24 protein-coding genes and 1 tRNA gene are annotated in these 26,881 nt (G+C 68.0%); 8 read left to right on the forward strand and 17 right to left on the reverse strand.

The annotated features are described in order from the left end of the window. Positions 1-47 precede the first annotated feature (47 nt). Positions 48-815: an LppU/SCO3897 family protein gene (locus C6V83_RS12275; protein WP_105942631.1), complete on the forward strand. Its 768-nt coding sequence runs from the start codon at positions 48-50 to the stop codon at positions 813-815. A gap of 335 nt (positions 816-1,150) precedes the next feature. Here C6V83_RS12275 and C6V83_RS18510 read toward each other — a convergent pair whose 3' ends face one another. After that, complete coding sequence (locus tag C6V83_RS18510) at positions 1,151-1,390, reverse strand: hypothetical protein (protein WP_199832508.1); 240 nt, start codon at positions 1,388-1,390, stop codon at positions 1,151-1,153. 4 nt (positions 1,391-1,394) lie between these two features. Here C6V83_RS18510 and C6V83_RS18515 point away from each other — a divergent pair, with 4 nt between their 5' ends. Then, positions 1,395-1,820, forward strand: a complete 426-nt coding sequence (locus C6V83_RS18515) for an LppU/SCO3897 family protein (RefSeq protein ID WP_199832509.1) — start codon at positions 1,395-1,397, stop codon at positions 1,818-1,820. On the opposite strand, the gene dmpG is transcribed toward C6V83_RS18515, so the two are convergent. From dmpG to C6V83_RS12295, 3 genes are all read right to left on the reverse strand, one after another. Further along, positions 1,805-2,830 carry a 4-hydroxy-2-oxovalerate aldolase gene (dmpG, locus tag C6V83_RS12285; RefSeq protein WP_267893990.1) on the reverse strand — a complete coding sequence of 342 codons (1,026 nt, stop codon included), beginning with the start codon at positions 2,828-2,830 and terminating at the stop codon, positions 1,805-1,807. The genes C6V83_RS18515 and dmpG overlap by 16 nt on opposite strands. A 137-nt stretch (positions 2,831-2,967) precedes the next feature. Next, positions 2,968-3,936 carry an acetaldehyde dehydrogenase (acetylating) gene (locus C6V83_RS12290; protein ID WP_105942633.1) on the reverse strand — a complete coding sequence of 323 codons (969 nt, stop codon included), beginning with the start codon at positions 3,934-3,936 and terminating at the stop codon, positions 2,968-2,970. Positions 3,937-3,947: 11 nt separating this feature from the next. Further along, positions 3,948-4,763, reverse strand: coding sequence for a 2-keto-4-pentenoate hydratase (locus tag C6V83_RS12295; RefSeq protein WP_105942634.1), 816 nt, complete (start codon positions 4,761-4,763; stop codon positions 3,948-3,950). A 68-nt stretch (positions 4,764-4,831) separates the two neighbouring features. Between C6V83_RS12295 and C6V83_RS12300 the strand changes: the two genes are divergently transcribed. Together C6V83_RS12300 and coaE are read left to right on the forward strand one after the other, a co-directional pair. Beyond that, the gene (locus C6V83_RS12300; protein WP_234353711.1) at positions 4,832-5,611 is read left to right on the forward strand and encodes an IclR family transcriptional regulator; all 780 of its coding nucleotides are present in this window, start codon (positions 4,832-4,834) and stop codon (positions 5,609-5,611) included. Between the two features lie 25 nt (positions 5,612-5,636). Beyond that, positions 5,637-6,251, forward strand: a complete 615-nt coding sequence (gene coaE, locus C6V83_RS12305; protein WP_105942636.1) for a dephospho-CoA kinase — start codon at positions 5,637-5,639, stop codon at positions 6,249-6,251. Between the two features lie 301 nt (positions 6,252-6,552). On the opposite strand, the gene rpsA is transcribed toward coaE, so the two are convergent. Further along, positions 6,553-8,034 (reverse strand): 30S ribosomal protein S1, encoded by a 1,482-nt coding sequence (gene rpsA / locus C6V83_RS12310; RefSeq protein WP_105942637.1) that lies wholly within the window; start codon positions 8,032-8,034, stop codon positions 6,553-6,555. A gap of 262 nt (positions 8,035-8,296) precedes the next feature. Between rpsA and C6V83_RS12315 the strand changes: the two genes are divergently transcribed. Further along, positions 8,297-9,154, forward strand: a complete 858-nt coding sequence (locus C6V83_RS12315) for a class I SAM-dependent methyltransferase (protein WP_105942638.1) — start codon at positions 8,297-8,299, stop codon at positions 9,152-9,154. On the opposite strand, the gene C6V83_RS12320 is transcribed toward C6V83_RS12315, so the two are convergent. The 9 genes from C6V83_RS12320 to C6V83_RS12360 all read right to left on the reverse strand — a co-directional run bounded on the left by C6V83_RS12320 (position 9,124) and on the right by C6V83_RS12360 (position 18,622). Beyond that, positions 9,124-9,636, reverse strand: a complete 513-nt coding sequence (locus tag C6V83_RS12320) for a GNAT family protein (RefSeq protein WP_105942639.1) — start codon at positions 9,634-9,636, stop codon at positions 9,124-9,126. The two genes, C6V83_RS12315 and C6V83_RS12320, sit on opposite strands and share 31 nt — an antisense overlap. Then, the gene (locus C6V83_RS12325) at positions 9,633-10,775 is read right to left on the reverse strand and encodes a helix-turn-helix domain-containing protein (protein ID WP_105942640.1); all 1,143 of its coding nucleotides are present in this window, start codon (positions 10,773-10,775) and stop codon (positions 9,633-9,635) included. The genes C6V83_RS12320 and C6V83_RS12325 overlap by 4 nt, the downstream gene beginning before the upstream one ends. Before the next feature lie 50 nt (positions 10,776-10,825). After that, positions 10,826-11,578, reverse strand: a complete 753-nt coding sequence (locus tag C6V83_RS12330; RefSeq protein ID WP_105942641.1) for an amino acid ABC transporter ATP-binding protein — start codon at positions 11,576-11,578, stop codon at positions 10,826-10,828. A gap of 26 nt (positions 11,579-11,604) precedes the next feature. Beyond that, the gene (locus tag C6V83_RS12335) at positions 11,605-12,558 is read right to left on the reverse strand and encodes an amino acid ABC transporter permease (RefSeq protein WP_105942642.1); all 954 of its coding nucleotides are present in this window, start codon (positions 12,556-12,558) and stop codon (positions 11,605-11,607) included. Beyond that, on the reverse strand, positions 12,555-13,487 hold the full coding sequence (locus C6V83_RS12340; protein ID WP_105942643.1) for an ABC transporter substrate-binding protein: 933 nt from the start codon (positions 13,485-13,487) through the stop codon (positions 12,555-12,557). Before C6V83_RS12340 ends, C6V83_RS12335 begins: the two co-directional genes overlap by 4 nt. Positions 13,488-13,510: 23 nt before the next feature. Next, positions 13,511-14,575: an isocitrate/isopropylmalate dehydrogenase family protein gene (locus tag C6V83_RS12345; RefSeq protein WP_105942644.1), complete on the reverse strand. Its 1,065-nt coding sequence runs from the start codon at positions 14,573-14,575 to the stop codon at positions 13,511-13,513. 295 nt (positions 14,576-14,870) lie between these two features. Next, complete coding sequence (polA, locus tag C6V83_RS12350) at positions 14,871-17,717, reverse strand: DNA polymerase I (protein ID WP_105943916.1); 2,847 nt, start codon at positions 17,715-17,717, stop codon at positions 14,871-14,873. Positions 17,718-17,841: 124 nt separating this feature from the next. Continuing rightward, positions 17,842-18,474: an ANTAR domain-containing response regulator gene (locus C6V83_RS12355; protein WP_105942645.1), complete on the reverse strand. Its 633-nt coding sequence runs from the start codon at positions 18,472-18,474 to the stop codon at positions 17,842-17,844. 66 nt (positions 18,475-18,540) lie between these two features. Further along, positions 18,541-18,622: transfer RNA gene (locus tag C6V83_RS12360), tRNA-Leu, on the reverse strand. 102 nt (positions 18,623-18,724) lie between these two features. Here C6V83_RS12360 and C6V83_RS12365 point away from each other — a divergent pair. The 3 genes from C6V83_RS12365 (at position 18,725) to C6V83_RS12375 (ending at position 22,383) form a co-directional block, all read left to right on the forward strand. Beyond that, positions 18,725-19,465 (forward strand): copper homeostasis protein CutC, encoded by a 741-nt coding sequence (locus tag C6V83_RS12365; RefSeq protein ID WP_199832510.1) that lies wholly within the window; start codon positions 18,725-18,727, stop codon positions 19,463-19,465. A gap of 96 nt (positions 19,466-19,561) precedes the next feature. Then, positions 19,562-21,622: a CocE/NonD family hydrolase gene (locus C6V83_RS12370; RefSeq protein WP_105942646.1), complete on the forward strand. Its 2,061-nt coding sequence runs from the start codon at positions 19,562-19,564 to the stop codon at positions 21,620-21,622. A 65-nt stretch (positions 21,623-21,687) separates the two neighbouring features. Further along, the gene (locus C6V83_RS12375) at positions 21,688-22,383 is read left to right on the forward strand and encodes a hypothetical protein (protein ID WP_105942647.1); all 696 of its coding nucleotides are present in this window, start codon (positions 21,688-21,690) and stop codon (positions 22,381-22,383) included. A 459-nt stretch (positions 22,384-22,842) separates the two neighbouring features. Here C6V83_RS12375 and C6V83_RS12380 read toward each other — a convergent pair whose 3' ends face one another. From C6V83_RS12380 to lgt, 3 genes are read right to left on the reverse strand one after another with little or no spacing between them, the layout of a single operon-like run. Then, on the reverse strand, positions 22,843-23,757 hold the full coding sequence (locus tag C6V83_RS12380; RefSeq protein ID WP_105942648.1) for an acyl-CoA thioesterase: 915 nt from the start codon (positions 23,755-23,757) through the stop codon (positions 22,843-22,845). A 52-nt stretch (positions 23,758-23,809) separates the two neighbouring features. After that, positions 23,810-25,243, reverse strand: a complete 1,434-nt coding sequence (gene pyk / locus C6V83_RS12385; RefSeq protein ID WP_105942649.1) for a pyruvate kinase — start codon at positions 25,241-25,243, stop codon at positions 23,810-23,812. Between the two features lie 16 nt (positions 25,244-25,259). After that, positions 25,260-26,849 carry a prolipoprotein diacylglyceryl transferase gene (gene lgt, locus C6V83_RS12390; RefSeq protein ID WP_105943918.1) on the reverse strand — a complete coding sequence of 530 codons (1,590 nt, stop codon included), beginning with the start codon at positions 26,847-26,849 and terminating at the stop codon, positions 25,260-25,262. Between the last annotated feature and the right edge of the window lie 32 nt (positions 26,850-26,881).

Here is a 26,881-nt window from a genome sequence, read left to right on the forward strand (position 1 = left end):
CAGCCCGGATCAATTCCCTCATATGCCACTTCGAGAGTCGGGACATCATGACGACACCTCCCCCGCCCGGACAGCCCCAGCAGCCCGGCGAGCCGCAGCAGCCGCTCCAGCCCGGCCAGCCGCAGCCTGCTGCGGGACAGACCGGTGCACCCGGCCACGCGGCACCCGGCGCGCCCGGCGCCTATCCTCCTCCGCCGGGCTTTCCGCCGGCGGCGCCCGGGGCTCCCGGATTCCCGCCGCCCGCCCCCAAGAAGTCCGCGACCGGCAAGATCATCGGTGCCGTCGTGGTGGCTGCCGTCATCGTCGGCGCGATCGTCGGTTTCAGCTTGTTCCGCGGCGGCGACGACGGCGAGACCGTCCGCACCACGTCGGTGGGATCGTGCATCACGGTGACCGGTTCGACGGCGAACGTCGAGACCAAGGGCATCTCGTGCGACGACGCGAGCACTCCGTCGTACATCGTCGGCGCCAAGCTCGAGTCGTCGGCAGCCTGCGAGTCCGCCGGCTACTACAGCTACGTCTATGAGTACGGTCGCGCCTCGAGCAGCGAGTACTTGTGCCTGGTGCCGAACTGGCAGGTGGACACGTGCTACGAGCAGTCGACGATCGGAGTCGAGCTCAAGACCGTCGCCTGCTCGGAGACGTCGTCCGTGGTCACCACTCGGTTCAAGATCACCGAGCGCGCCGACTCCAAGAACGTGCCGAACTGCACCGGCTCGGAGAGCCTGAAGGTGTTCGCGTTCGACATCCAGAGTGACCCGGCTCGCCAGGTCGGCTTCTGCGCCGAGATCCTCGGCGACTACACCTGGCAATAGCAGCGCCATCCGGGCGGCACCACCGTCCGCGTTCGACCGGCCCGGCCCGCGGAACATCCAGCGGGCCGGGCCTCGTCGCGAGACCGCCCCTTCGAGAAGCTTCAGAGTCGAGACCACGCTATGACGACCCCTCCGCCGAACGGCCCTCCCGAATCGCACCCCGGCTACGACCCCACGCAGCAGTACCGACGTCCGGGGCCGCGCCAGGGCCCGTCGGTCGGGCCGTCACCCTACGGACCAGCCCCGTACGGGCAGCCTCAGTACGGACAGCCGCAGTACGGACAAGCCCCGTACGGGCATCCTCCCCGCGGACCGGCGCCCAACGCCGGCCCGTACTACGCCGCCCCGTCCGGGCCGCCTCCGCCGAAGCCGAAGTCGTCGGCGCCGATCATCATCACGGGGATCGTCTTGGTGGTGCTCATCGCCGTGGGGGCAGTCGCGCTGATCACGATCAGTCGTTCGGACGGCGATGACGCCGCGGCGCCGTCGTCGTCCCGCAGCACCGCCGACACTCCGGTCACCTCGTCGAGGCCCGGCGGCGACACCGTGAGGTCCACCGAGGTGGGATCGTGCATCACCGTGACCGGCACGACGTCGGACGTCGACACCGAGGGCATCTCGTGCGACGACGCGAGCCCACCGTCGTACATCGTCGGCGCCAAACTCCCGTCGAAGGACGCCTGTGAATCGGCCGGTTACTACAGCTACGTCTACGAGTACGGGATCGGCGCGAGCTCGGACTATCTCTGCCTGATCCCGAACTGGCAGGTGGGCACCTGCTACGAGCAGTCCTCCTTCGACGTCGAACTGAAGACCGTCGCCTGTTCGCTGAGCTCGACGCCCACCACGACCCGGCTCAGGGTGACCGAACGGGCCGACTCGGCGCGCGTGCCGAACTGCACCGGCTCGGACAAGCTGAAGGTCTTCGCCTTCGACGTCCGGAGCAGCCCGGCCAGCCGGATCGCCTTCTGCGCGGAGATCCTCGGCGACTACGTCTGGGAGTGAGCCCCCACGGCCTCTCGCTCCTCCACGAGGGTCAGCGCGATGTCGACGATCATGTCCTCCTGACCGCCGACGAGGCGGCGCTCGCCGCACACCGTCAGAATGTCGCGGACGTCGAGGTCGTAGCGCGCCGCCGCGGCTTCCGCGTGCCGGAGGAACGACGAGTACGCGCCCACATATCCGAGCGTCAGAGTCTCCCGGTCCACCCGCACCGGGCGGTCCTGCAGCGGGCGCACGATGTCGTCGGCGGCGTCCTCAAGGGCATTCAGATCGCAACGGTGGTCGAATCCCAGCAGGTTCGCCACCGCGACGAACGGCTCGATGGGGCAGTTACCCGCGCCGGCGCCGTGGCCGGCCAGCGATGCGTCCACTCGGTAGACACCGTTCTGCACCGCCACAACGGAATTCGCGACGGAGAGCGAGAGATTCTCGTGGGCGTGGATACCGATCTGGGTCTTCGGATCGAGCACGTCGCGGTAAGCCTTCACCCGGGCCTCGACGTCGCCCATCGTCAGTCGGCCGCCGGAGTCGGTGACGTAGACGCAGTCCGCGCCGTAGGACTCCATGAGCTTCGCCTGCTGCGCGAGCGACGCCGGGTCGCTCATGTGCGACAGCATGAGGAACCCGGAGACGTCCATGCCGATCTCCTTGGCCGCACCGATGTGCTGCGCCGAGACGTCGGCCTCGGTGCAGTGGGTGGCGACGCGGACCGAGCGGACCCCGAGGCGATAGGCGCGCTCGAGTTCCTTGACGGTCCCGACTCCGGGCAGCATCAGGGTCGTGAGGACGGCGCCGTCGACGGCGTCGGCGGCGGCCTCGATCCATTCCCAGTCGGTGTGGGACCCGGGACCGTAGTTCACCGTGCCGCCGGAGATGCCGTCGCCGTGCGCCACCTCGATCGCGTCCACGCCGGCCGCGTCGAGCGCGGCGACGATCCGCTGCACGTCCTCCGGGGAGATCCGATGCCGGACCGCGTGCATGCCGTCACGAAGGGTGACGTCCTGAACATAGATGGCCGGTCCGCGAGCTGATTCCGCCGCTCCTCGAGCCGATTCCGCCGCTCCTTGAGCCGATTCCGCCGCTCCTCGAGCCGATTCCGCCGCTCCTCGAGCCGATTCCGCCGCTCCTTGAGCTTGTCGAAAGGACATCGTCAGTTCTCCTTACCGGCGGCGATACGCTCGGCCACCTGCAGTCCGGCCGAGGTCATGATGTCGAGGTTCCCGGCGTAGGCAGGCAGATAGTCCGCCGCACCCTCCACCTCCAGGAAGACCGAGACCTGGTGGGTCGGACGCGAGTCCGCGGGCTCGGCCGAAGGGTCCTCCCGGTCGGCCAGCAGCGTCTCCACCGGCGTGGACTCGGGGATCTCGGTGATCTGCACCTTCTGCTTGAGGCGGTAACCGGGCACGTAGGCGGACACGTCGTCGACCATCTTCTCCACCGACAACCGGATCTGCTCCTGGGTGTCCAGGTCGGGCGCCTGGACCAGCGTGTACACCGTGTCGCGCATCATCAGCGGCGGCTCGGCCGGGTTCAGGATGATCACCGCCTTGCCGCGCCGCGCGCCGCCGACCTGCTCGATGGCGCCCGCGGTGGTCTCGGTGAACTCGTCGATGTTCGCGCGGGTGCCCGGACCGGCCGACTTCGAGGCAATCGACGCCACGATCTCGGCATAGGCGACCGGCACGACGCGGGACACCGCCGCGACCACCGGTATGGTCGCCTGGCCCCCGCAGGTCACCATGTTGACGACGGGCGCGTCCAGGTGATCGTCCAGGTTCACCGAGGGCACCACGTACGGCCCGACCGCCGCGGGCGTCAGGTCGATCAGACGCTTGCCGTGCGGGCGGAGCACCTCGACGTGATGCTTGTGCGCCTTCGCCGACGTGGCGTCAAAGACGATGTCGATCTCCTCGAAGTCCGGCAGTGCCACCAGGCCCTCGACGCCGTCGGACGTCGTCGGGACGCCGAGCGCGGCAGCGCGGGCCAGTCCGTCGGAGTCGGGGTCGATGCCCACCATCGCACCCATCTCGAGGTGCTTGGCGTTCTCCATCACCTTGATCATCAGATCGGTGCCGATGTTGCCCGACCCGATGATCGCGACTTTGGTCTTGGTTCTCATCTGTTCTTCCTCTATTCGAATCGGGCGCGGACCGAGCCGAGTCCGCTGATCTCGACGCTCACCTCGTCGCCGGCCGACAGCGGGCGCATCGGGCCGAGTGCTCCGGAGAGGATCACCTGACCGGCCCGCAGCGGCTCGCCGAAGTCACGCGCGGCTCGCGCCAGCCAGGCCACCGCGTTGAGCGGATCCCCCAGACATGCGGCGCCCTCGCCCGTCGACACCTCGTCGCCGTTGATCAGCATCCTCATACCGACGTCGACAGGGCTGAACTCGTCGAGAGTCAGCCGATCCCGGCCCAGCACATACACCCCCGAGGAGGCGTTGTCGGCGACGGTGTCGGCGAAGGCGATGTCCCAGCCGTCGATCCGGCTGTCGCAGACCTCGATCGCCGCCACGCCGTAGTCGATCGCGGCCCGGACCTGGTGCACGTCCAGCGGGCCGTCGGCGAGATCGGCGCCCAGCACGAATGCCACTTCCGCCTCGGCCTTGGGCTGCAGAAGGCGACCGATCGGTACGACGGCCCCGTCCTGGTAGGCCATGTCGTCGAACAGCACACCGAAGTCGGGCTGATCGACGCCCATCTGGTCTTGCACCGCCTTGCTGGTCAGGCCGATCTTGCGGCCGACGATCGCCGCGCCTCCGGCGACCCGGCCCGCGGTGATCTGCTCCTGCACGCGATAAGCGGCGGCGAGATCGGTCGGGCCGATCAGCTCTCGGACCGGGCGGCATGCGCGATGCGAGGTCAGGGCCGCGAGCAGTCGTGCGGCGGCTTCGGTTTCGGCATCGGCGCCGCTCGCGCCGGGAGCTCGGGACTCAGTTGCTGTCATGGCACGATCGTCCTCGAGGGCTTCGTCGAGCCCAAGCATTCCGTCTCGCTCAGCGATACGCTCGGTGGGTGAGCACCACCCGATCCCAGCAACCACCCGGCCTCGACACCGTCGTGGGCAAGGTGACGGCGATCCTGCACGCCTTCGGCACCGACGATCCGTACCTGCCCCTGGCCGAACTCGTCCGTCGCACCGGCCTGCACAAGGCCACCGTCCACCGATTGGCCGGTGAGCTCACCGCCGCCCGGCTGCTGGAGCGCACCAGCAACGGCTATCGCCTCTCCGGCGGCCTGTTCGAACTCGGCATGCGTGCCTCCGCCGAACGCAGTCTCACCGAGATCGCCATGCCCTTTCTGCAAGACGTCTACGACCGGACGCGCGAAACCGTTCATCTCGGAGTGCTGGAAGACCACGAGGTGATGTACGTGGCGAAGATCGGCGGACATCGTCAGGCGAGCGCGCCCTCCCGGGTCGGCGGCCGGATGCCTTTGCACTGCACCGGAATCGGCAAGGCTCTGCTCGCACACGCCCCGATGGAGTTGCGTCACGAAGTGCTGACCGGCGCCCTGGTGCGCCGCACCCCGCGCACCATCGTCGCCCCCGGGCTGCTGGAGAAGCATTTGCAGGCGATCCGCGAGTACAGCGTGGCCTACGAGTACGAGGAATCCGCGCCCGGCATCGCGTGCGTCGCTGCGCCCGTTTTCGACGACGACCGCGCGGTGATCGCGGCGATCAGCGCCACCGGACCCGTGCATCGATTCCGGCCCGAGCAGCACGCGGACGCGGTGCGCGCCGCCGCCAGTGGTGTCGCGGTGACGCTGCAACGGCGGCGCGACCGCCAGGGGTGAGCGAACCTCTGCCAGACTGGAGAGCGTGATCAAAGTAGGACTGACCGGCGGTATCGGCGCCGGCAAATCGACCGTTGCCCGAACTTTCGTCGAGCAGGGCGCCTACCTGGTCGACTCCGACGCCATTGCGCGCGAGGTGGTCGCGCCCGGCAGCGCGGGGCTGGCCGCCCTGGTCGAGGCGTTCGGGCCGGAGATCCTCGACGACCACGGCGCGCTGGACCGCGCCGCCCTCGCGGCGCGCGCGTTCACCGATGCGCAGAGCACTCAGAAGCTCAATGCCGTCACGCATCCACTGATCGGCGCCCGCACGGCCGAACTCTTCGCGGCGGCGCCCGACGACGCGATCATCCTGCACGACGTACCGCTCCTGGTCGAGAACGGCATGGCACCGCTGTACGACGCCGTCGTCGTCGTGCACACCGACGCCGATGTGCGCCTGGACCGCCTGGTGCAGCACCGGGGCATGGACCGCGAGGATGCCCGCCAGCGGATCGACAAGCAGGCCACCGACGAGCAGCGCCGCGAGGTCGCCGACATCTGGCTCGTCAATCACGGCTCGCCGGAGGAACTCGCCGCAGAGGCGCTCCGCGTCTGGAACGAGGAGCTGATCCCGTTACGGGACAAGAAGTCCGGCGCGTAGGTCTGCGGGCTGGGAAGCTCGTACGCCTCGGCTAGGTCTCGCCTACTCGACCACCAGCTTCCTCGATGGTGGTCGAGTAGCCGACGAACGGAGTGAGTCGGCGTATCGAGACCCGGAGTGAGTCGGCGTATCGAGACCCGGAACGATGCGACGAACCCCCGTTCGGTGAGAACGGGGGTTCGTCGTTGCCCTTCGACTAGCTCAGGGAGCAAGAACGTCACTCAGGGAGCGAGAACGTCACTCAGGGAGCGAGAACGTCACTCAGGGAGCGAGAACGTCACTCAGGGAGCAAGAACGCCGGTCAGGAGTTGCCGGTCAGCTTCTCCCGCAGCGCGGCGAGCTGCTCGTCGCTGGCCAGCGAGCCACCGGTCGAAGCGGCGCCGCTCGACGATGAGCTGCTGCTCGACGACGAGGACGCGGCCGAACCGGTCGAGCTGGAGTAGTCGCCGGCGTTCTCGGCCTCGGCGGCCGCGGCGGCGAACTTCTCCATCTGAGCGGTGTGCATCTTGTGACGGCGCTCCGCCTCGGCGTAGCGGCCCTCCCACTCCTCACGCTGAGTGTCGTAGCCCTCGAGCCACTCGTTGGTCTCGGCGTCGAAGCCCTCGGGGAAGATGTAGTTGCCCTGCTCGTCGTAGCTGTCGGCCATGCCGTACTTCGACGGGTCGAACTCCTCGGTGTAGTCCTCGTTGGCCTGCTTCAGCGACAGCGAGATCCGGCGGCGCTCCAGGTCGATGTCGATGACCTTGACCATCGCGTCGTCGCCCACGGCCACGACCTGGTCCGGCACCTCGACGTGACGCTCGGCCAGCTCCGAGATGTGCACCAGGCCCTCGATGCCCTCCTCGACGCGCACGAAGGCGCCGAACGGCACGAGCTTGGTGACCTTGCCCGGCACGATCTGGCCGATCGCGTGGGTGCGGGCGAACTGGCGCCACGGGTCTTCCTGAGTCGCCTTGAGCGAGAGCGAGACGCGCTCGCGGTCCATGTCGACGTCGAGCACCTCGACGGTGACCTCGTCGCCCACGGCCACGACCTCGGAGGGGTGGTCGATGTGCTTCCAGGACAGCTCCGAGACGTGCACCAGGCCGTCGACGCCGCCGAGGTCGACGAATGCGCCGAAGTTGACGATCGAGCTGACGACGCCCTTGCGGACCTGACCCTTGGCCAGCTTGTTGAGGAACTCGCTGCGGACCTCGGACTGCGTCTGCTCGAGCCACGCACGGCGCGACAGGACCACGTTGTTGCGGTTCTTGTCGAGCTCGATGATCTTGGCCTCGACCTCCTTGCCGATGTACGGCTGCAGGTCGCGGACGCGACGCATCTCCACCAGCGAAGCCGGGAGGAAGCCGCGCAGGCCGATGTCCAGGATCAGGCCGCCCTTGACGACCTCGATGACGGTGCCCTTGACGGCCTCGTCGCGCTCCTTGAGCTCCTCGATGGTGCCCCAGGCCCGCTCGTACTGAGCGCGCTTCTTCGACAGAATGAGGCGGCCTTCCTTGTCCTCCTTGGTGAGAACAAGGGCTTCGACCTCGTCGCCGACCTCGACGACTTCGCTCGGGTCGACATCGTGCTTGATCGACAGCTCACGCGAGGGGATGACGCCCTCGGTCTTGTAGCCGATGTCAAGCAGAACCTCGTCGCGATCGACCTTCACGATGGTGCCTTCGACGATGTCGCCATCGTTGAAGTACTTGATCGTGGAGTCGATGGCGGCGAGGAAGTCCTCAGCCGAGCCGATGTCATTGACGGCTACTTGCGGCGAGGTGATCGTGGGGGACGACATGTGTTGAGTTGCTCCGGACAGGTAGGTAGTAGTGGACGGCTTCGCCTGACGCCCTTCCCGGAACACATTCGTGCTGGTCGAGCGGGGTTCTGCCGGTTTTCTGGTCCGGCTTCGCGACCGCTCCCCGAGGGGTGGCGTGCGACGCCGGGAACGCGTGCATCGCGCACACGCGTGTCCAGGCTACTCCACCGCGTCTGCGCTGCACAAACGGGCCGCGGTCGTCGGACCCGGGTCCCGCCGGCGACAGTACGCTCTACAGACCATGACGGCTCACTCCCCTCGGCCCCCGCGCGTCCTCGGCCCCATCGACTCCGCTACCAGCGAGGCCGCGAACCGCTCGTGGTGGGACGGCGAGGCCGACGACTATCAGGCCGAGCACGGGACGTTCCTCGGGAACCACGTCCCGGGCGGTGACTTCGTGTGGGGGCCGGAGCGGCTCCGGGAGGAGGAAGTCGGTCTACTCGGGGACGTCGACGGTCTGGACGTCCTCGAAATCGGTTGCGGCTCTGCCCCTTGTGCACGCTGGCTGGCCGCGCGAGGCGCGCGCGTCGTCGGATTGGACGTCTCGGCGGGAATGCTCGCTCACGCGCTGCGAGCGATGACGAACGACGACCGGCGCGTTCCCCTGGTGCTCGCCGGGGCCGAACACCTGCCCTTCGCCGACGAGTCCTTCGACATCGCCTGTTCCGCGTTCGGCGCGATCCCGTTCGTCGCCGACTCCGCCCGCGCGATGCGCGAAGCGGCCCGCGTGCTGCGCCCCGGCGGGCGTTGGGTGTTCGCCACCAATCACCCGATGCGCTGGATGTTCCTCGACGATCCGGGACCGGAGGGACTGCGCGTGCAGCTCTCCTATTTCGACCGCACTCCGTATTCGGAGACCGACGACGACGGAAGCGTCACCTATGTCGAGCACCATCGCACCATGGGCGACCGGATCCGGGAGATCGTCGCGGCCGGACTGATCGTCGACGACGTCGTCGAACCGGAGTGGCCCGACGATCTCGACGCCGAGTGGGGCCAGTGGTCTCCCCTGCGCGGAGCCTTCTTCCCCGGCACCGCGATCTTCGTGTGCCGCAAGCCCGACGGTAGTCAGACGAGGAGCCTCACTCCGAAGGGCTGATATCCCTCGGCACTCGGACCCCGGAGCGGTGCGACGCCATCGAGACGATCTGCCAATCCGAGACTCCCGATGTTGTCGACATGGATCTTGCCCCAGACCTGAGCCTGTGCACAGCCATGGGCGTTCGCTTCGTCGCGGACTCGTCCGTAGAGCTCCTCGATCAGCCGATCCGCCATGCGGCCACCGCGACGCCGATACGCCGGCGCCACACCAACACTCTGGACGAACACCTCCAGAACCTCCGTACGCAACATCACCTCAAGCACCGCAGCCGCGACCAGCTCGGCGTTGCAGTACCCTACGACCACGAATGCCGATTGGGGGAGCGTGGTCGCGCAACGCCTGATGATCTTCTCGGCCTCCACCTCCTGCGGTCGGAGATCTCGGGTCTCCGGCATAGTGCAGGAGAAGCCGGCAAGACACTTCGCCTGTCGCTTCGTATCCAGGCGTGCCCATTCAATCGTCTCGAACTCTTCGATCACGACACCACGGCTGTCGGCCAGTCCAGTTCCTCGCCGTCACCGAAATCCGGACGTGTGAGCCTGTCCAGTCGCGCTTCGACCGCACTCTCGTCCACGACGACTTCCTCGACCGCCACATCCAGAACCCAGGCCAACGCAGCGGGACCGGCCCGACCGTCCTCAACCCGTTCACCCAGTTCAGCGATGAGCCGTACCGGGAAGCGTCGAGACGCGGCGTCACGTTCCCGTTCGGCCTTCTCCTGCGCAGAGAAGTACCGGCGGACCAAGGACGGCGTAGACATGCCGACTGCAGCCACGACAGCCGGCGACTGGTCGATTCTCAGGTACGCGAGACGTCGTTTGAGTGCAGCTGTCGATACGCCGTGCTCCCAGACGAACTGGGCCACATCAGGTTCGTCCGCTGCCGACCAGTCCAGCCCCCTCATCAGCGAGCGAGGCAGAAGCAGATCTGCCGCGAAGAGGTCTGCCTGACGCTCATTCTCCTGATACGTATCCTCCGACTGATCAGCATCGTGGTGTTTCAGCGCGAGGTGCCCGAGTTCGTGGGCGAGAGACCAATTGCTCCGATACCAGTACGCCTCCGTCGGCAGGATGATCACTCCCCGCTCGCCGATGGTCAGCGAATACGCGGTGGACAGGCCGGGGATGCGCACAACGTCAACACCGAAGACCGCCTCGATCCTATCGGCGAACGGACGAACGAAATCCTCACCGAGAGCTGTGGCGACACCCGCCGCATCGGTCGCGATCCGGGCACTGGCGCCCATTCCCTCGGACCCTGCGCTCGTATGGTTCTTCGGGTACGCAGCGCGATAGGCCTCAACCACTCGGTTCACCAGCCCCTCGTCACTCGCACGTCCGGGATTCACCCGTTTTTGCGTGTCATGATCCCAATCATGACGCGCAGCAACCTGCAGCCGATGTGGGTCGCGCCGACCTGTAGCGAGCCAGTGCATGTCGACGCCGAACAGCTCCGCGAACCTGACCAGCTCCAGGGGGGAGAAACCGCGATGACCGTTGAGAGCGCGGGACAACGCATCCGGCGTCATAGCCACCTTCTTGGCAAGCACAGCTTGGCTCATGCCTGCTGGCGTGAGACCACGAATCCGCTGTCCGATTTCGAGAGTGGTGGCGTCCATGACTCCAGGCTACGCGGGCGTTGGGAAAATACCAATCGCCCAGAGCGCGGTCAAAGCAGCTTGGACAGAAAGGTCTGGGTGCGCTCGTGCCGGGGGTTCTCCAGCATCTCGCGCGGATTCCCGCGTTCGACGACGACGCCGTCGGCCATGAAGACCAGCTGGTCGGCGACCTCCCGCGCGAAGCCCATCTCGTGGGTCACCACGAGCATCGTCATGCCGGCTTGCGCGAGGTCGCGCATGACGGCCAGGACGTCGCCCACCAGCTCCGGGTCCAGGGCCGAGGTCGGCTCGTCGAAGAGCATCAGCTTCGGGTCCATGGCCAGCGCCCGGGCGATCGCGACTCGCTGCTGCTGGCCCCCGGAGAGCTGGGCCGGATAGGCATCGGCCTTGCTGGCCAGACCGACTTTATCGAGGAGGTCCTCCGCACGCGCCACCGCCTCGTCGCGCGACTGACCCTTCACGAGCATCGGCGCCTCGATGACGTTCGCCAGCACGGTGCGGTGCGGGAACAGGTTGAAGTGCTGGAAGACCATGCCGATGTCGCGGCGCTGCTTGGCCGCATCGCGCGGACTCATCTCGTAGAGCTTGTTGCCGCGCTCGCGGTAGCCGATCAGTTCGCCGTCGACCCGCAGCCGGCCGGCGTTGACCTTCTCCAGGTGGTTGACGCAGCGCAAGAAGGTCGATTTGCCCGAGCCCGACGGTCCGATCAAGCACGCCACCTCGCCGTGTCCGACCTCCAGCGAAATGCCGCGCAGCACCTGCAGCGCGCCGAAGCTCTTGCAGACGTCCTCGGCGACGACCATCGACGCTCGTCCGGAACCCGGCGCGCTCATCGGCCGCCCTCCAGCGTCTCGGCCTGCGCCAGGTCCTCGAGCTGTCGATCGCTGAGCATCCGGCTGGCACCCTTCGAGTAGTACTTCTCCAGATAGTGCTGGCCGACCATCAGAACGCTGGTGATCGCCAGATACCACGTCGACGCGACCAGCAGCATCGGGATCGGCTGGAAGTTCAGACTCGCGATGTCCCGCGAGCGTCCGTACAGCTCCAGCGAGAAGGGTATGGCGGTGACCAGCGACGTCGTCTTCAGCATGCTGATCAGTTCGTTGCCGGTCGGCGGGATGATCACCCGCATCGCCTGCGGAAGCACCACGCGGCGCATGGTCTGCGCCCACGTCATGCCCAGAGCGACCGACGCCTCCGTCTGTCCTTCGTTGACCGACGTGATGCCGGCGCGCACGATCTCGGCCATGTACGCCGCCTCGTTGAGGCCGAGACCGATGATCGCGAACAGGAACGCGGCGTTCATCGATTGAACGTCGATGTGGAAGAACTGCGGGCCGAAGGGGATTCCGAGGTCGATCTGCTTGTAGATCGACCCGAACAGGCCCCACAGCACCAGCTGCACATACACCGGTGTGCCCCGGAAGATCCACAGGTACACCCACGCCACCGACCGCAGGACAGGGTTCGGCGAGAGCCGCATCACGGCCAGCAGCACACCCAGCACCACACCGAGGACCATCGCGCAGGCGGTCAGGGCCAGCGTCCACCCGGCGGCTTCGATGATCCGCGTGTCGAAGAGGTAATCGAAGTAGGTGTTCCAGCGGTAGGCCTCGTTGGTGGCGGCGCCGTAGACGAAGAGCCCGGCGAGCACCAGGATCACGACCGCGGCGATCCACTGCCCGGGATGCCGCAACGGCACCGCCTTGATCGGATCCGGCGAGGGGCGATCCGGGGCCGTCGTACCTGCCGACGAGTGGTCTGGGGATTTCGGTTCGGTCATCCGGTCGCTCCGTTGATCTGCGAGAGGTCGATCATGCCTGCTTCGACGCCCCAGTGCTCGGCGATGGTCTGGTAGTAGCCGTTGTCGATCAGGTACTGCACCGCCCGGTTGATCGCCGTGGCCAGCTCCGACCCCTTGCGCACCGGGATGCCGTAAGGTGCGGCGTCATAGATCGGGCCGACCAGTTCCAGGTGCTCACCGATCTTGGCCGTCTTCGTCACCGCGTACGCACTCACCGGCGAATCGGCCGAAAAGGCGTCGATCTTGCCCAGCAACAGTGCGGTGACAGCTTGATCCTGGGCGTCGAACTTCTGCTTGTCGATCGGTGGTTTCCCGGCGGCCACGCAGGCCGCGCTCTTGGCGGGGACCTCGTCGGTGTCCTCGACCGTCGTCGACTGCACGCCGACGCGGCGCCCACACGCGTCGTCCGGGTCGATGTCGTCGCCGGCCCGCTGCACCCACTGCACGCCCGCGCGGTAATAGGTGACGAAGTCGACCTGCTCCTCGCGGTCGAGCGTGTCGGTGAACGAGGAGATCCCGGCGTCGTAGGTTCCGGCCTGAATCGCCGGGATGATCTTGTCGAAGTCGGACTCGAAGTACACCACCCGAAGTCCCAGGACCTGGCCGATCGCGTTCATCAGATCGATGTCGAAGCCGATGATCCGGCCGTCCTTGTCCTTGAACTCATTGGGCTGGTAGGGCGGATTGGTGCCGACCCGCAGCACCCCGCTCTGGGCGATCTTCGGCGGCACCAGCGCCGCGATCTCCGGCTGCTTCGCGACGTCCACCGAGATGGGCTGCACGTCGAGCCAGGACTCGTCGTTGGTGCACGCGGTGATGCCCAGGAGTGCGAGGACGGTCAGCACCGCCCCGAGCGCTCGCAGCCGTCGGCGCCGCAATCGAACCACCCTCTTCCCGGCCGGTGACATCGGCCCCACCGGCGAAGACGAAATTACAGCACTGAACAGAGGTGTCTGCCGAACTCGGCCGTCGTCGCCGTACCGCCGAGGTCCGCGGTGCGGATCCCGGCGGCGACCGTGGCGACGACCGATTCGTGCAGGGCTGCACCGGCCTCGGTCAGCCGGGAATCGTCGTGGCGGCGACCGTACCATTGCAGCGCCGCGGCCACCGAGTCGATCATGGCAATCGGATCGGCGAGGTCGCGGCCGGCGATGTCCGGCGCCGCACCGTGCACCGCCTGCGCCATCACGCGGGAGTCCGAGCAGTTGATCGACGACGCCAGCCCCAGCGATCCTGACAGTTCGGCGGCGAGGTCGGACAGGATGTCGCCGAAGAGATTCTCGGTCACGAGCACATCGAAGTCGGCGGGACGCCGCACCAGCAGGGCCGCCATCGCGTCGACGTGCTGCTGATCGACGGTAACGTCCGGAAAACGTTCCGCCACTTCGAGACACACGTCCCGAAAGAGGCCCGTCGTCAGTTTCAGGACGTTCGCCTTGTGCACCACCGTGACCTGGCCGCGCCGGGACCGGGCCGCCTCGAACGCCCGCTCGGCGATCCGCTCGCACGCCCCGCGGGTCACCAGCCCGACGGCGAGCGCGACGTCGGGGGTGGGCATGAACTCACCGCTGCCGACCACCATGTTCCGGTCGGCGTACAGACCCTCGCTGTTCTCCCGCACGATCAGCAGGTCGATGTCCGGGGCCGTCGCCGGCACGTGCGGAATCGCCCGTGCCGGACGAAGATTGGCATACAGATCGAAGTGTTTGCGGATCACCGCGCCGGGCGCGGGCGTGCGGTGCTCGGCCGGATACGACGACGAGTCGTGGGGACCGACCACCAGGAAGTCGTGACCGGCGAGCGCGGTGAGCGTCTCGTCCGGGACGGGTGAACCGTGCGAGACGATCGCGGCGCCGCCGTATGGCAGTGTGTCCCACGACGCGGTGATCCCGCGTGCGGCGAGCGCACGGTCGGCCGCGCGCACCGCGACCGGCACCACTTCGGGCCCGATGCCGTCGCCCTCGAGGACGGCGATCCGCAGCTCGTCACGGTGCATCTTGGTTCCTTTCGACAAGCTCAAGGGGCTGGGAGAACTCGACGCCAATCGGTTGGTTCCTTTCGACAAGCTCAAGGGGCTGGGAGAACTCGACACCAATCGGTTGGTTCCTTTCGACAAGCTCAAGGGGCTGGGAGAACTCGACACCAATCGGTTGGTTCCTTTCGACAAGCTCAAGGGGCTGGGAGAACTCGACACCAATCGATTGGCTCCTTTCGACAAGCTCAAGGGGCTGGGAGAACTCGACACCAATCGATTGGCTCCTTTCGACAAGCTCAAGGGGCTGAAGACCCGCTCAGTGCGCCGCATCGTCCCAGGAACGGCCGAAGCCCACCGACACGTCCAGCGGCACGGACAACTCGATCGCCGAACCCATCTCTTCGCGGACCACCGCCTCGATCCGCTCGCGCTCGCCGGACGCCACCTCGACGACGAGCTCGTCGTGCACCTGGAGCAGCATCCGCGACGCGAGCTCTTCGCGCTCGATGCGCTCGGCCACCTTGATCATGGCGACCTTGATGATGTCGGCGGCGGTGCCCTGAATCGGCGCGTTGAGCGCCATCCGTTCGGCGGCCTGGCGGCGCTGGAAATTGTCGGAGTTCAGGTCGGGCAGATATCGGCGCCGGCCGAACATGGTCTCGGTGTACTCCTTGCGGCGAGCCTCCACCACCACCTCGTGAAGGTAGTCCCGGACGCCGCCGAAGCGTGCGAAGTACTGGTCCATCTGATCGCGGGCCTCGTCACGGCTGATGCCGAGCTGGGCCGCCAGACCGAAGGCGCTCAACCCGTACGCGAGACCGTACGACATCGCCTTGACCCGGTGCCGCAGCTGCGCGTCGACCTGATCGATCGGCACGCCGAACGCCCGGGAGCCGACGAAGTTGTGCAGGTCTTCGCCCGAGTTGAAGGCCTCGATCAGCCCCTCGTCACCCGACAGGTGCGCCATGATCCGCATCTCGATCTGTGAGTAGTCCGCGGTCATCAGGCACTCGTAGGTTTCGACAGGCTCAACCAGCGAAGGGGCAGTCCCACCCGGCGAAGGGGCAGTCCCGCCCGGCGAAGTGGCGGTTTCGACAGGCTCAACCAGCGACGAGGCAGTCCCACCCGGCGACGAGGCGGAGCCGACGACGAAGCCGCCGCGGATCTGCCGACCTGCGTCGGTCCGGACCGGGATGTTCTGCAGATTCGGTTCGGTGGACGAGAGCCGTCCGGTCGCCGCCACCGTCTGGTTGAAGGTGGTGTGGATGCGCTGATCGTCGGCGACCGACTTGAGCAGACCGTCGACGGTGACCTTCAGGCGGGTCGCGTCCCGGTGTTCCAGCAGGAACTTCAGGAAGGGGTGCTCGGTCTTCTCGTACAGCGACGCGAGCGCGTCCGCGTCCGTGGTGTACCCGGTTTTTGTCTTCTTGGTCTTCGGCATGCCGAGCTTGTCGAACAGCACCACCTGCAGCTGCTTCGGCGAGCCGAGGTTCACCTGCTCGCCGATCACCTCGTACGCCGACTCCGCGGCATCGCGCACCCGCTGCGCGAACTCGCGCTCGAGTCCCTCCAGGTGATCGAGGTCCACGGCGATGCCCGCCGCCTCGAGGCCCGCCAGGACGAACGCCAGCGGAAGCTCCATGTCCCGCAGCAGCGCCACCGAGTCGATCCGCTCCAACTCGACGTCGAGGGTGTCGGCGAGTTCGGCCACAGCCTGCGCGGACAGCATCAGCTGGTTGCTCACCGCGCTTTCGTCCTCCTCGCCGTCGAGCAGCGACAGCTGGCCGTCGTCGCCTGCGGTGTCGGCCTTCAGCTCCCGGCGCAGGTAACGCAGGGCGAGGTCGTCGAGGTTGAACGTGCGCTGTCCAGGACGGACCAGATACGCCGCCAGCGCGGTGTCCGAGGTGACACCGGCCAGCGTCCACCCCCGGCCGCGCAGCGCGTGGATCGCCCACTTGACCTCGTGGACCGCCTTGGGCCGGTCCTCGGCGGCGAGCCACTCGCCCAGCGCGGCGTCGTCGTCGGGGCTCAGGGTGACCGGATCGACGAAGGCGGCCTCCCCGTCGGCGGCCGCGACGGCGATCCCGACGGCCTCCGAACCGAAGACGCGCTGGGGCCCGGTCACCGCCAGGCCGCTGCGGCCCGAGCGAGCGTGGTCGTCGAGCCAGGCGCGGACCTCGCCGGTTCCGAGCCGGGTGCCGCTGACCTCGAATCCGGAGTCCGCTTCGGGCTCCACGGAGGTGAGCGTGGAGAACAAACGGTCGCGCAGCACCTTGAATTCGAGATCGTCGAACAATCGGTGGATGCGGTCGCGGTCCCAGCCGTGCAGGGCGAGGTCGTCCGGTCCGGTCGGCAGGTCCATGTCCCGGACCAACTCGGTCAGGCGACGGTTCATGATGACGGCGGCGAGGTTCTCGCGCAGCGAATCACCGACCTTCCCGCGCACCTCGTCAGCGCGGTCGACCAGTTCCTCGAACGAGCCGTACTCGCGGATCCACTTGGCCGCGGTCTTCTCCCCCACGCCCGGGATGCCGGGGAGGTTGTCACTGGGATCGCCGCGCAAAGCCGCGTAGTCCGGATACTGGGCCGGGGTGAGGCCGTACTTCTTCTCGACCTCCTCCGGCGTGAACCGGGTGAGCTCGGAGACGCCGCGCTTGGGGTACAGCACGGTGATGTTCTCGTTGACCAGCTGCAGCGAGTCGCGGTCGCCGGTGACTACGAGGACCCGATAGCCCTCGGCGTCCGCGCGCGTGGCGAGGGTGGCGATCACGTCGTCGGCCTCGTAGCCTTCGATGGCGATCACCGGGATGCCCATCGCGTCGAGCACGTCCTTGGTCAGATCGACCTGGCCGCGGAACTCGTCCGGTGACTTGGACCGCTGCGCCTTGTACTCGGGGAACATCTCCGAGCGGAAGGTCTGGCGGGAGACGTCGAACGCCGCCGCGATGTGCGTCGGGTCCTCGTCGCGCAGCAAGTTGATCAGCATCGAGGTGAATCCGTAGACGGCGTTGGTCGCCTGCCCGGTGTTGGTCTGGAAGTTCTCGGCCGGCAGCGCGAAGAACGCCCGGTAGGCCAGCGAATGGCCGTCGAGCAGCATCAGCGTCGGTCTGGCGGCCGGCTTGCTGCGGGTGGAAGTGCTGGACGATGTCTTCGCGGGGCTCACGGTCAGCAGTCTAGTGACGGGCACCGACACGACTGTGACCACGGCCCGGTGGCGACGGTCTCCCCCGCCGCTTCGAGGGCTGCACCGGGCGGAAGGCAGATCGTCCGGTCGGGTGCGCGCGCCCTCAGTCGGGTTTGCGAGCGTCGTCGTCCTCGGCGCCCAGGGTCTCGACGACGACCTGCGCGACCGCCTTCATGGTGACGCGACGGTCCATGGCGTTGGTCTGGATCCAGCGGAACGCCTCGGGTTCGGTCAGCGCCTGCTTCTCCATCAGCAGGCCCTTGGCGCGTTCGATCAATTTGCGCGCCTCGAACCGTTCGTTCATGCCGGAGATCTCGTCCTCGAGCGCCTTGAGCTCGCGGAAGCGACTGAGGGCGACCTCGATCGCGGGTACCAGATCGGACTGGTTGAAGGGCTTCACCAGGTACGCCATCGCGCCGGCATCCCGGGCACGTTCGACGAACTCGCGCTGGCTGAACGCGGTGAGCATCACGACCGGTGCGAGACGCTTGCGCGCGATCTCGCTGGCGGCGTCGATGCCGTCGCGGACCGGCATCTTGATGTCCATGATCACCAGGTCCGGCCGCACCGACTCGGTGAGGTCGACGGCGACCTGACCGTTGGGCGCCTCACCCACCACGTCGTAGCCCTCGTCGCGCAGCATCTCGCACAGATCCATGCGAATCAGCGAATCGTCCTCGGCGACGACGACCCGGTGCGCCTGCGGCCGGTCCGTCCCGGACCCGGATTCGCTCATCGCTTGCCACTTCCGTCGTTTGCCGTCGCGGCGCGCAGGCTACCTGCGCGCCCCGAACTTGTCGTGTGCCCCGGGCCGGACTCGAACCGGCACCCCTTTCGAGACCGCATTTTGAGTGCGGCGCGTCTGCCAATTTCGCCACCGGGGCTGGTGGTCGGTGCGGTGATGAGTGTACGGATTCCTCCACGCGGGGCGCACACCGCCCACCGAATCTCTCCCACGCGAGGCGATCCGCCGACAGAATGGCACCGTGAGAACCGACCGTCGACCACTGCTGGAGATCGCGGTTCAGGACGCGGCCGGCGCCGCGGTCGCGCGGGCCGCCGGCGCGGACCGCGTCGAGTTGTGCACCGCTCTGGGCGTCACCGGCGGCCTGACGCCCTCGCCCGGGACCGTCAAGAGCGCCTCCGCGGCCGGCATCGACGTGCACGTTCTGCTGCGCAACCGCCCGGGCGGCTTCGTCTACAGCCGGACCGAACTGACCGCGCTCACCGGGGACGTCGTCGCGGCGGCCGCGGCCGGTGCGAGCGGAGTCGTGATCGGCGCACTCGATGCCGACGGCCGCGTCGACGTGCCGGCATGCCGCCGCCTGCTGGCCGCCGCACGCGACAGCGGCCTCGAGGTGACCTTCCACCGTGCCCTCGACGTCGTCGCCGACCCGGTCGCCGCACTGCACGTCCTCGCCGAGCTGGGGGTCGATCGAGTCCTGACCTCCGGCGGCGCCGCGAGCACAGCGGCGGGCCTGGACACCCTCCGTCGTCTGATCGACGCGAACACCGGGGTGCAGGTGATGGCCGGTGGCGGCGTGCGCGTCGGCGATATCCCCGGCCTGGTCGAGATCGGGGTCGACGCGGTGCACCTGTCGGCCAGGGCCGTCGTCGCCGATCCCGGACGAGCCGGGCCCGGAGGCGGCGGCGACGCCGGCCTGGAGGTGACCGACCCCGCCCTCGTCCGCGAAGCGCGCGCCGCGCTCGACGGCTCGACCCGATGACACAACCCTGTCGACACCGTGTCACATGTGCGCTAGGTTACTTCTCAGTAATTTCACAGCTCGATCACATCACGACTTCGGGGAGTTGTTCGTCACATGATCCACACCGTCCGCGTCCGGCTTCGCCGGACGCTCGCCCTGTTCCTCACACCGCTGCTCGTCGCCGCGGGCGTCTGCCTCGCACCGATGGCAGCGGCCCCCGCCGAAGCCGCGGTCTTCGGCGCCCTCGGGGCCAAGTGGACGCGGACGGCAGAAGGGCCGCAGCGGTACCCCGGCTACTCGGTGACCCCGGACGTGCCGATCAGAATGAGCGACGGAACAGTGTTGCGCGGCAACCTGATCCGGCCGACTGACAAGTCCGGACGCCCGGTCGGCAAGGAACTGCCGACGATCGTCAACATGACCCCGTACACCAAAATGGTCAGTGCACTGGCGGCCGAAGTGCTCAACTTCCCGGTGCTGATCCCCCAGCTCATCCAGTTGCTCAACGCGATCAACCTGCAGGGCACCGTGATCTCCGGCTACAACGAGCTCGTCGGCTCACTGCGCAGCGGCTTCACCGACACCTTCTCCTACGATCCGAAGCTGATCCGCTCCGGCTACAACATGCTGGTGGTCGACGTCCGCGGCACCGGATTCTCCCAGGGCACCTGGCAGGTGTTCGGGCCGCGCGAGCGCAAGGACACCCTGGAGGTGATCGACTGGGCATCCAAGCAGCGGTGGTCGAATGGCAAGATCGGCATGGCGGGTGCGTCGTACTCGGCCATCAACCAGCTCCAGGCGGCTGCCGACCGGCCCGGCGCGCTGGACGCGGTGTTCCCGGTGGTGCCCGGAGCGGACATCGTCCGCGACGTCGTCGCCCCCGGAGGCGGCGTCGGCGCCGGCTTCCTCTCGTTCTGGCTGGCCGCGGTGAACACGGCGAAGATGATCCCGAACGTCGCCTCCATGCTCAACGGCACCTTCGACTGGAAGTGGCTGGGCGATCGAGCCAAGGACCCGCTCACCTTCTTCGACGTGATGCTTCAGGCCCTGACGGTGCAGCGCCCCGGGCAGACCAGCGGCGACGCCCGCGCGCTCCTCACCGAGGGCACCGACCGCCGCAAGGCGCTCTACACAGACCTCGGCAAGATCACCACGCCCACCTTCACGATCGGCGGCTGGAACGACCTGTTCACCAACAGCGAGGCCCGGATGCTGACCGGCCTGAAGCAGCTTCCGGACAGTAAGAAGAAGCTGATCATGGACGACGGCTATCACGTCACCGTCGGCGCCGAGTTCGGCACGCGCGGGGCTCCGCCGAAGATGAACGTGCTGGCACGTGCCTGGTACGACAAGTGGCTCAAGGGCATCGACAACGGGATCGACCGGTATTCGCCGGCGACTCTGGCCTCCATGCCGGTCGACAACTTTCTGCAGGGCCCCGGATTCCCGTTGCCCGGATACACCCATCAGCGCCAGTATCTGAGCGGCCGGCCGTCGGGCTCGGTGCACACCCCGGTCGCCGGCGACGGTTCGCTCTCGTCGGCCAAGCCCTCGGCGCGGGCCACCCGTCTGGTCCAGCCGGGCCTGAGCAACCTGTGCGGCCGCGACGGCGCCCAGGGCGCGGCCGGGGTGACCGCCTTCTTCGACTTCTGCGGGCGGGACAACCGGATCGCCGAGGTCGCGGCGCAGACGTTCACCACCGCGCCGGTCAAGAAGCTCACCCGGATCTCCGGCTGGCCCGGCATCCACCTCGTGCAGCGGCTCGCCGCGACCGACGGGTACTGGCACGCGACGGTGAACGTGGTGAAGCCGGACGGCCGCTCGACGGTGGTCTCCATGGGCCAACTGGCGGTCTCGCTGCGCGCGTACGATCCCGCGCGCAGCCAGTTCGCCGCCAACGGCGACGTCGTCGATCCGTTCCTATTCTTGTCGCTGGACAAGTACAAGCCGGTCCGCCCGGGCCAGACGCTCGCGATCGACATCCCGATGACACCCACCCAGGCCGCACTGCAGCCCGGCGACCGGCTCCGGATCGACGTCTACTCGCTCAACGCTCCCAAGTCCGTGCCGCTCGGCCCGACCATGTGGGCAAGCCGGTTCGGTCCGCAGTTCATCGAGATCGACCCGAAGAACCCGAGCTGGGTGAACGTCCCGGTCGACCGGCCGCTGCGCTGAACCGGCTCCGCACGTGACACGCTCAGAACCGTGACCGGGCCTCACAGAGTGGTTCCGGGGCCGTCGTGGTGGTTCCGCAGTCGGCCGGGACCGCGATCTGCACCGCGGTCCTGGCGGCACTCGGTGCGCTCGCCGCCCTCTTCCGGGTGTTCGTGAGCCTCCCGGAGATCGTCGTCTATCAGCCGTACGTTCAGGCGCCGGACTCGGTCACGCCGGCCTTCGCCGAGGTGACTCGGAGTTGGGGTCGCCACGCCACCCTGCTGTCCGCGGTGAGCATCGCATCGGCGCTCGTCGCCGTCGTGCTCACCGTCGGGACGGTGCTCCTGATCCGGCGTCGGAAGAGCGCCCGGGTGCTGATCGCGATCGGGGCCGTGCTGGCGTTCGTCACCGTGCTGGAAGCGAAGACGTTCGAGACGATGCTCGACCTCGACGACGCGCCGGGCCTGAGCTTCCTCGCCGACGGTCCCCACCTGGTGGCGCTGGATCTGGCCACCCTGGTGTTCCCGTGCGTCACGATCATCGTCGCGTACCTGCCGCGACGACGCGCTGGCTCACCGTCGAACCGCTATCCGATCACCACGCCGCTCGATAGTTCGTCCTGCGTCACCCGCTGCGGCGGCAGACCACCGACTTCGACGAGGAAGGCATCCGCCGAACGGACGTCGTCGATCGTGAAAGGCAACACGCAGCGGTCGTCGGCGGACTCGACGATCCCGCGCAGGACCCCGACCGCGGCCAGGTCGCCGGTGGCCGTGTCGTAGAGCCGCACCGGGGAACCGGCCCGGACCTCGCTGTCGGCGACCGCCGTGCCGGTGGCACAGTCGGCTCGCACCGATCCGGACGCGGTGAAGTACAGCTGGCCGTAGATGCCGAGCACCAGCGCTCCGACGGCCAGCACCAGCATCAGCATCCCGCCGAGCACACTGACCGGCCACACCCACGCGCGCAGATGCCGTCGCCACGCCCTCGGCGGCAGAGGCGGCCCAGGCGGCTGGAAGTACTGGACTCGCGGCTCCGGCGGCAGCGCCGAGTACGGATCGGCGGCGGCCGGAAACGGCACCCCGCGCCCGGCGTCGGGCGTCGACGGCGGGAACGCCATGTCCGGGCGGGTCTCCACCGGAGTTGCCCGCTCGGTCTGGTGCGCCCCCGGAGCCGTTCCGCCCGCCGCCGTGTCCGAATCCTGCGGCTCGCTCACCGTGGTGTCCCCTCTCGTCCGGTCGTCAGCCGCGCGGCGGGAAGTACTTGATCAGCGCCTCCTGCACGACGGACGTCGCCAGCAGCCCGTCGCGCAGGAAGAACCGTCCCGAGCCGATGCCGCGCGAGCCCGCGGCCACCGGCGACTCCGTGGCGTAGAGCATCCACTCGTCGAACCGGAACTCGCGGTGGAACCACATCGAATGGTTGACCGTGGCCGCGAACAGCCGGTCCATGCCCCACGACAGCCCGTGGGTGGTGATGATCGAATCGAGCACCGTGGTGTCCGACGCGTACGCCATGGCCGCGACGTGCAGCAGCGGATCGTCCGGCAGCGCGCCGTCGGCCTTCATCCAGACGCGGTTGTGCTCGAGCGTCTCGCCGGCGCTCTTGACCTTCCACGTCGGGTCGTTCGCGAAACGGATGTCGATCGGATGCAGCGCGTTGACGAAGAGCGCGATCTGATCTTCATAGCCCTTGAAGTGCTCGCCGAGCGGCGGCAGTTCCTCCGGGTACGGCACCAGCGGACTCTCCACCGCGTGCTCCAGTCCCGCGCTGTTGTCCTGGAACGCCACGAGCATGGTGAAGACCTCCTCGCCGCCCTGCATCGCGGTGACCTGCCGGTTGGCGAAAGCCTTGCCGTCGCGGAAACGCTGGACGCGGTACTCCATCGGGCGGCTCACGTCGCCGCCGCGGATGAAGTGCGCATGCAGCGCGTGAACCGGCGGAGCGCCGCGGGTCAGCGTCCGCCCGGCGGCCACCACGCCCTGCCCGAGCAACTGCCCGCCGAACGTGCGCGCAGTCTTCTGGGTCGGGTGCTGACCGACGAAGAGATCGTCCTCCACCTGGTCGATGTCGAGGAGGGCGATCAGCTTCTCCAGGTCACCGCCTTGGACATCACCGGCGTTCTGAGAGTTCTGCTCGTCCAGGTTGCGCGTCATCCCACAACCCTATGCGACGGCGCTCACGCCACCGCGGAGGTACCGTCGCCGCTCAGTGGTCCTGTTCGCCGATCCGGTGCAGGTGCAGCAGGTTGGTGGAACCGGGGACCTGCGGCGGCGCGCCCGCGACCACCACCACGACGCCGCCGCGCTTGACTGCGCCGTGCTCGTCGCAGAAGGCATCGAGCTGGTCGATCATCGCGTCCGTGCTGGACGCCCGGCCCACCAGGAAAGGCTCCACGCCCCAGCTCAACGCGAGCTGGTTGCGGATCAGTTCACTCGTGGTGAACGCCATCAGCTTGAGCCGCGAATGCAGGCGTGCGATGCGCCGGGCGCTGTCGCCGGTCTCGGTGAAGACCGCGATCGCGGCGACGTTCAGCCGTTCGCCGATGTCGCGGGCGGCGAACGTCAGCACCCCGCGCTGGGTGCGCGGAACGTGCTTGAGGTCGGGCACGGTTCGACGGCTCTCCTCGGCGGCGACGACGATCGAACTCATCGTGCGGACGGTCTCGAACGGGAACTTGCCCACCGAGGTCTCCCCGGACAGCATCACCGCATCGGCGCCGTCGAGCACGGCGTTGGCGACGTCGGAGGTCTCCGCCCGCGTCGGCCGCGAGTTATCGATCATCGAGTCCAGCATCTGGGTGGCCACGATCACCGGCTTGGCGTTCTCGCGGGCGATCTGGATGGCACGCTTCTGCACCAACGGCACCTGCTCGAGCGGCATCTCCACGCCCAGATCCCCGCGCGCCACCATGATGGCGTCGAAGGCCAGCACGATCGCCTCGAGGTTGTCGATGGCCTCCGGCTTCTCCAACTTGGCCACCACCATCACGCGGTGACCGACACGATCCATGATCTCGTGCACCAGCTCGACGTCGCCGGGGCTCCGGACGAACGAGAGCGCGATCAGGTCCACGCCCAGCTCTAGAGCGAACTCCAGATCGGCGATGTCCTTCTCGCTCAGCGCGGGCACCGAGATGTTCATGCCCGGCAGCGACAGCCCCTTGTGGTTGCTGACGGTGCCGCCCTCGGTGACCTTGCAGACCACGTCGTTGCCGTCCACCCCTTCGACGACGAGGCCGACCTTGCCGTCGTCCACGAGCAGCCGGTCGCCGGGCGTCGCGTCCTGGGCCAGCTGCTTGTAGGTGGTCGACACCCGGTCGTGGTCGCCCACGACGTCGTCGACGGTGATGCGGACGGTCTCGCCGGTGTTCCAGTCGACGGCGCCGTTCGGGCGGCCGTTGTCCTCGAACCAGCCGAGACGGATCTTGGGGCCCTGGAGATCGGCGAGAATGCCCACCGGCTTGCCGGTGGTCTTCGCGGCCTCGCGCACCGCGTGATAAACGGCGCGATGGTCCTCGTGAGTGCCGTGGCTGAAGTTCATGCGGGCGACGTTCATCCCGCTTTCGACGAGCTCGGTGATGCGCTCTTGGGTGTTGGTTGCAGGGCCGAGGGTACAGACGATCTTGGTTCGACGAGTCACCCGGCTAAGGCTAGTCCTACTCCCGCGAACCGTCAGACGGAACCTCTCCGGATGCCGGCTCACCCGGCTCTTCGTCCGACTCCTGATCATCGGCACCGGACGGGGCGGCGTTGACGATCACCATCGACACGTCCTCACTGGCCACCACTTCGCGGATTTCGATGCCCCCGCCGGCGACCGGATCCGACTGCACGGTGTAGACCGCCGCCGCAGGCGGCACCTCGGCGTCATCGAACTCGTCCGAGTCGACCGGCACCGCGGCGGTCGTCCCTGTGGCGGTCGTCCCTGCGGCGGTCGTCCCTGCGGCGGTCGTCACGGCGGGGTCGTCGTCGGAAGAGGAGGCGACGCCTGCCTCGGTCGCGCCGGAGGACTCGGCGGCGGGCTTCTCCGACTCCTCAGCGTCGTCCGGCTCCTCAGCGTCGTCCGGCTCTTCAGCGTCGTCCGGCTCGACACCGCTGGGTTCCTCGGTATCGGCCGCCTCCCGGACCTCCTCCTCGTCCGGGTCAGCGGCCCAGGCGCGCGCTTCGCCGCCCAGCTTGTCTGACCCGCCCTGCTCGTAGGCCTCGTCCGGCGCTTCTACTTCGTCGGGTTCCGGGCCGTCGCCCTGGACGGCCGACTCCTGCCGCACCGCTGCGCCGTCCTCCCCGTCCGACGCATCCCCGTCCGACGCATCCTCATCGTCGATCGCCGGCGGCACATATCCGAGGTGACCCTCGGCGGCCAGCTCCTCGGCTCGGTCGGGCCAGTACATCGACAGCCCCGTCTCCCGGCCGCGCGGAGCGAGGACGAAGTAGAGCGCGGCGCACAGGAAGACGATCGCCGACGTGAACAGGTTGATGCGGAGGCCCAGCACCTGTGTGGCCTCGTCGGTGCGCATCAACTCGATCCAGAACCGGCCGGCGCAGTATCCGGCGACGTACAGCGCGAACAACCGGCCGTGCCCGATCCGGAACTGCCGGTCCACCACCACCAGGAGCACCACGATCAGGACGTTCCACACGATCTCGTACAGGAAGGTCGGGTGAACCACGCTGGCCACCGTCCCGGTCGACACCCCCTCGGGCAGCGCGATCCCCTCGCGCATGCCGTCCTGCCGGACGTACAGCTCCAGGCCCCACGGCAGGGTCGTCGGACCACCGTACAGTTCCTGATTGAAGTAGTTGCCCAGTCGGCCGATCGCCTGTGCCAGCAGAATCGCCGGGGCGATCGCGTCGCCGAAGGGCGGCAGCTTGATGCCCTTGGCGCGGCAGCCGATCCACGCGCCGAGTGCGCCGAAGAACACCGCACCCCAGATGCCGAGTCCGCCGTCCCAGATGGCCAGCGCTCCGCCGACGCCTTTGCCGTCGGCGCCGAAGTAGCGGTGCCAGTCCGTGGCGACGTGGTAGATCCGACCGCCGATGAGTCCGAAGGGCACCGCCCACAGGGCGATGTCGAGCACATCGGCCGGCTGTCCGCCGCGCGCCCGCCAGCGCCGGTCGCCCCACCAGACGGCGACGACGATGCCGACGATGATGCAGAGCGCATAGGCACGCAACGGCACCGGCCCGAGGTGCCAGACCCCCTGGGGCGGGCTGGGCAGATAGGCGAGAATGCTCGTGGAACTCACGCGTGCCACCCTAACGGACAGCTCCGTCGGCG

It is taken from the genome of Gordonia iterans (genome assembly GCF_002993285.1).
Classification (GTDB): Bacteria; Actinomycetota; Actinomycetes; order Mycobacteriales; family Mycobacteriaceae; genus Gordonia; species Gordonia iterans.

Excerpts from the sequence above, each read along its gene's own strand:
- C6V83_RS12345 (WP_105942644.1), bottom strand. The coding sequence starts at position 14,575 with ATGCACCGTGACGAGCTGCGGATCGCCGTCCTCGAGGGCGACGGCATC.
- C6V83_RS12340 (WP_105942643.1), bottom strand. The coding sequence starts at position 13,487 with ATGTCACCGGCCGGGAAGAGGGTGGTTCGATTGCGGCGCCGACGGCTG.
- C6V83_RS12380 (WP_105942648.1), bottom strand. The coding sequence starts at position 23,757 with ATGACGCGCAACCTGGACGAGCAGAACTCTCAGAACGCCGGTGATGTC.
- C6V83_RS12370 (WP_105942646.1), top strand. The coding sequence starts at position 19,562 with ATGATCCACACCGTCCGCGTCCGGCTTCGCCGGACGCTCGCCCTGTTC.
- C6V83_RS12330 (WP_105942641.1), bottom strand. The coding sequence starts at position 11,578 with ATGGTCGTCGCCGAGGACGTCTGCAAGAGCTTCGGCGCGCTGCAGGTG.
- C6V83_RS12335 (WP_105942642.1), bottom strand. The coding sequence starts at position 12,558 with ATGACCGAACCGAAATCCCCAGACCACTCGTCGGCAGGTACGACGGCC.
- C6V83_RS12275 (WP_105942631.1), top strand. The coding sequence starts at position 48 with ATGACGACACCTCCCCCGCCCGGACAGCCCCAGCAGCCCGGCGAGCCG.
- rpsA (WP_105942637.1), bottom strand. The coding sequence starts at position 8,034 with ATGTCGTCCCCCACGATCACCTCGCCGCAAGTAGCCGTCAATGACATC.
- C6V83_RS12325 (WP_105942640.1), bottom strand. The coding sequence starts at position 10,775 with ATGGACGCCACCACTCTCGAAATCGGACAGCGGATTCGTGGTCTCACG.
- C6V83_RS12315 (WP_105942638.1), top strand. The coding sequence starts at position 8,297 with ATGACGGCTCACTCCCCTCGGCCCCCGCGCGTCCTCGGCCCCATCGAC.
- C6V83_RS12295 (WP_105942634.1), bottom strand. The coding sequence starts at position 4,763 with ATGACAGCAACTGAGTCCCGAGCTCCCGGCGCGAGCGGCGCCGATGCC.
- C6V83_RS12355 (WP_105942645.1), bottom strand. The coding sequence starts at position 18,474 with ATGAGCGAATCCGGGTCCGGGACGGACCGGCCGCAGGCGCACCGGGTC.
- C6V83_RS18510 (WP_199832508.1), bottom strand. The coding sequence starts at position 1,390 with ATGCACGATCCCACCTCGGTGGACCTCACGGTGTCGCCGCCGGGCCTC.
- C6V83_RS12290 (WP_105942633.1), bottom strand. The coding sequence starts at position 3,936 with ATGAGAACCAAGACCAAAGTCGCGATCATCGGGTCGGGCAACATCGGC.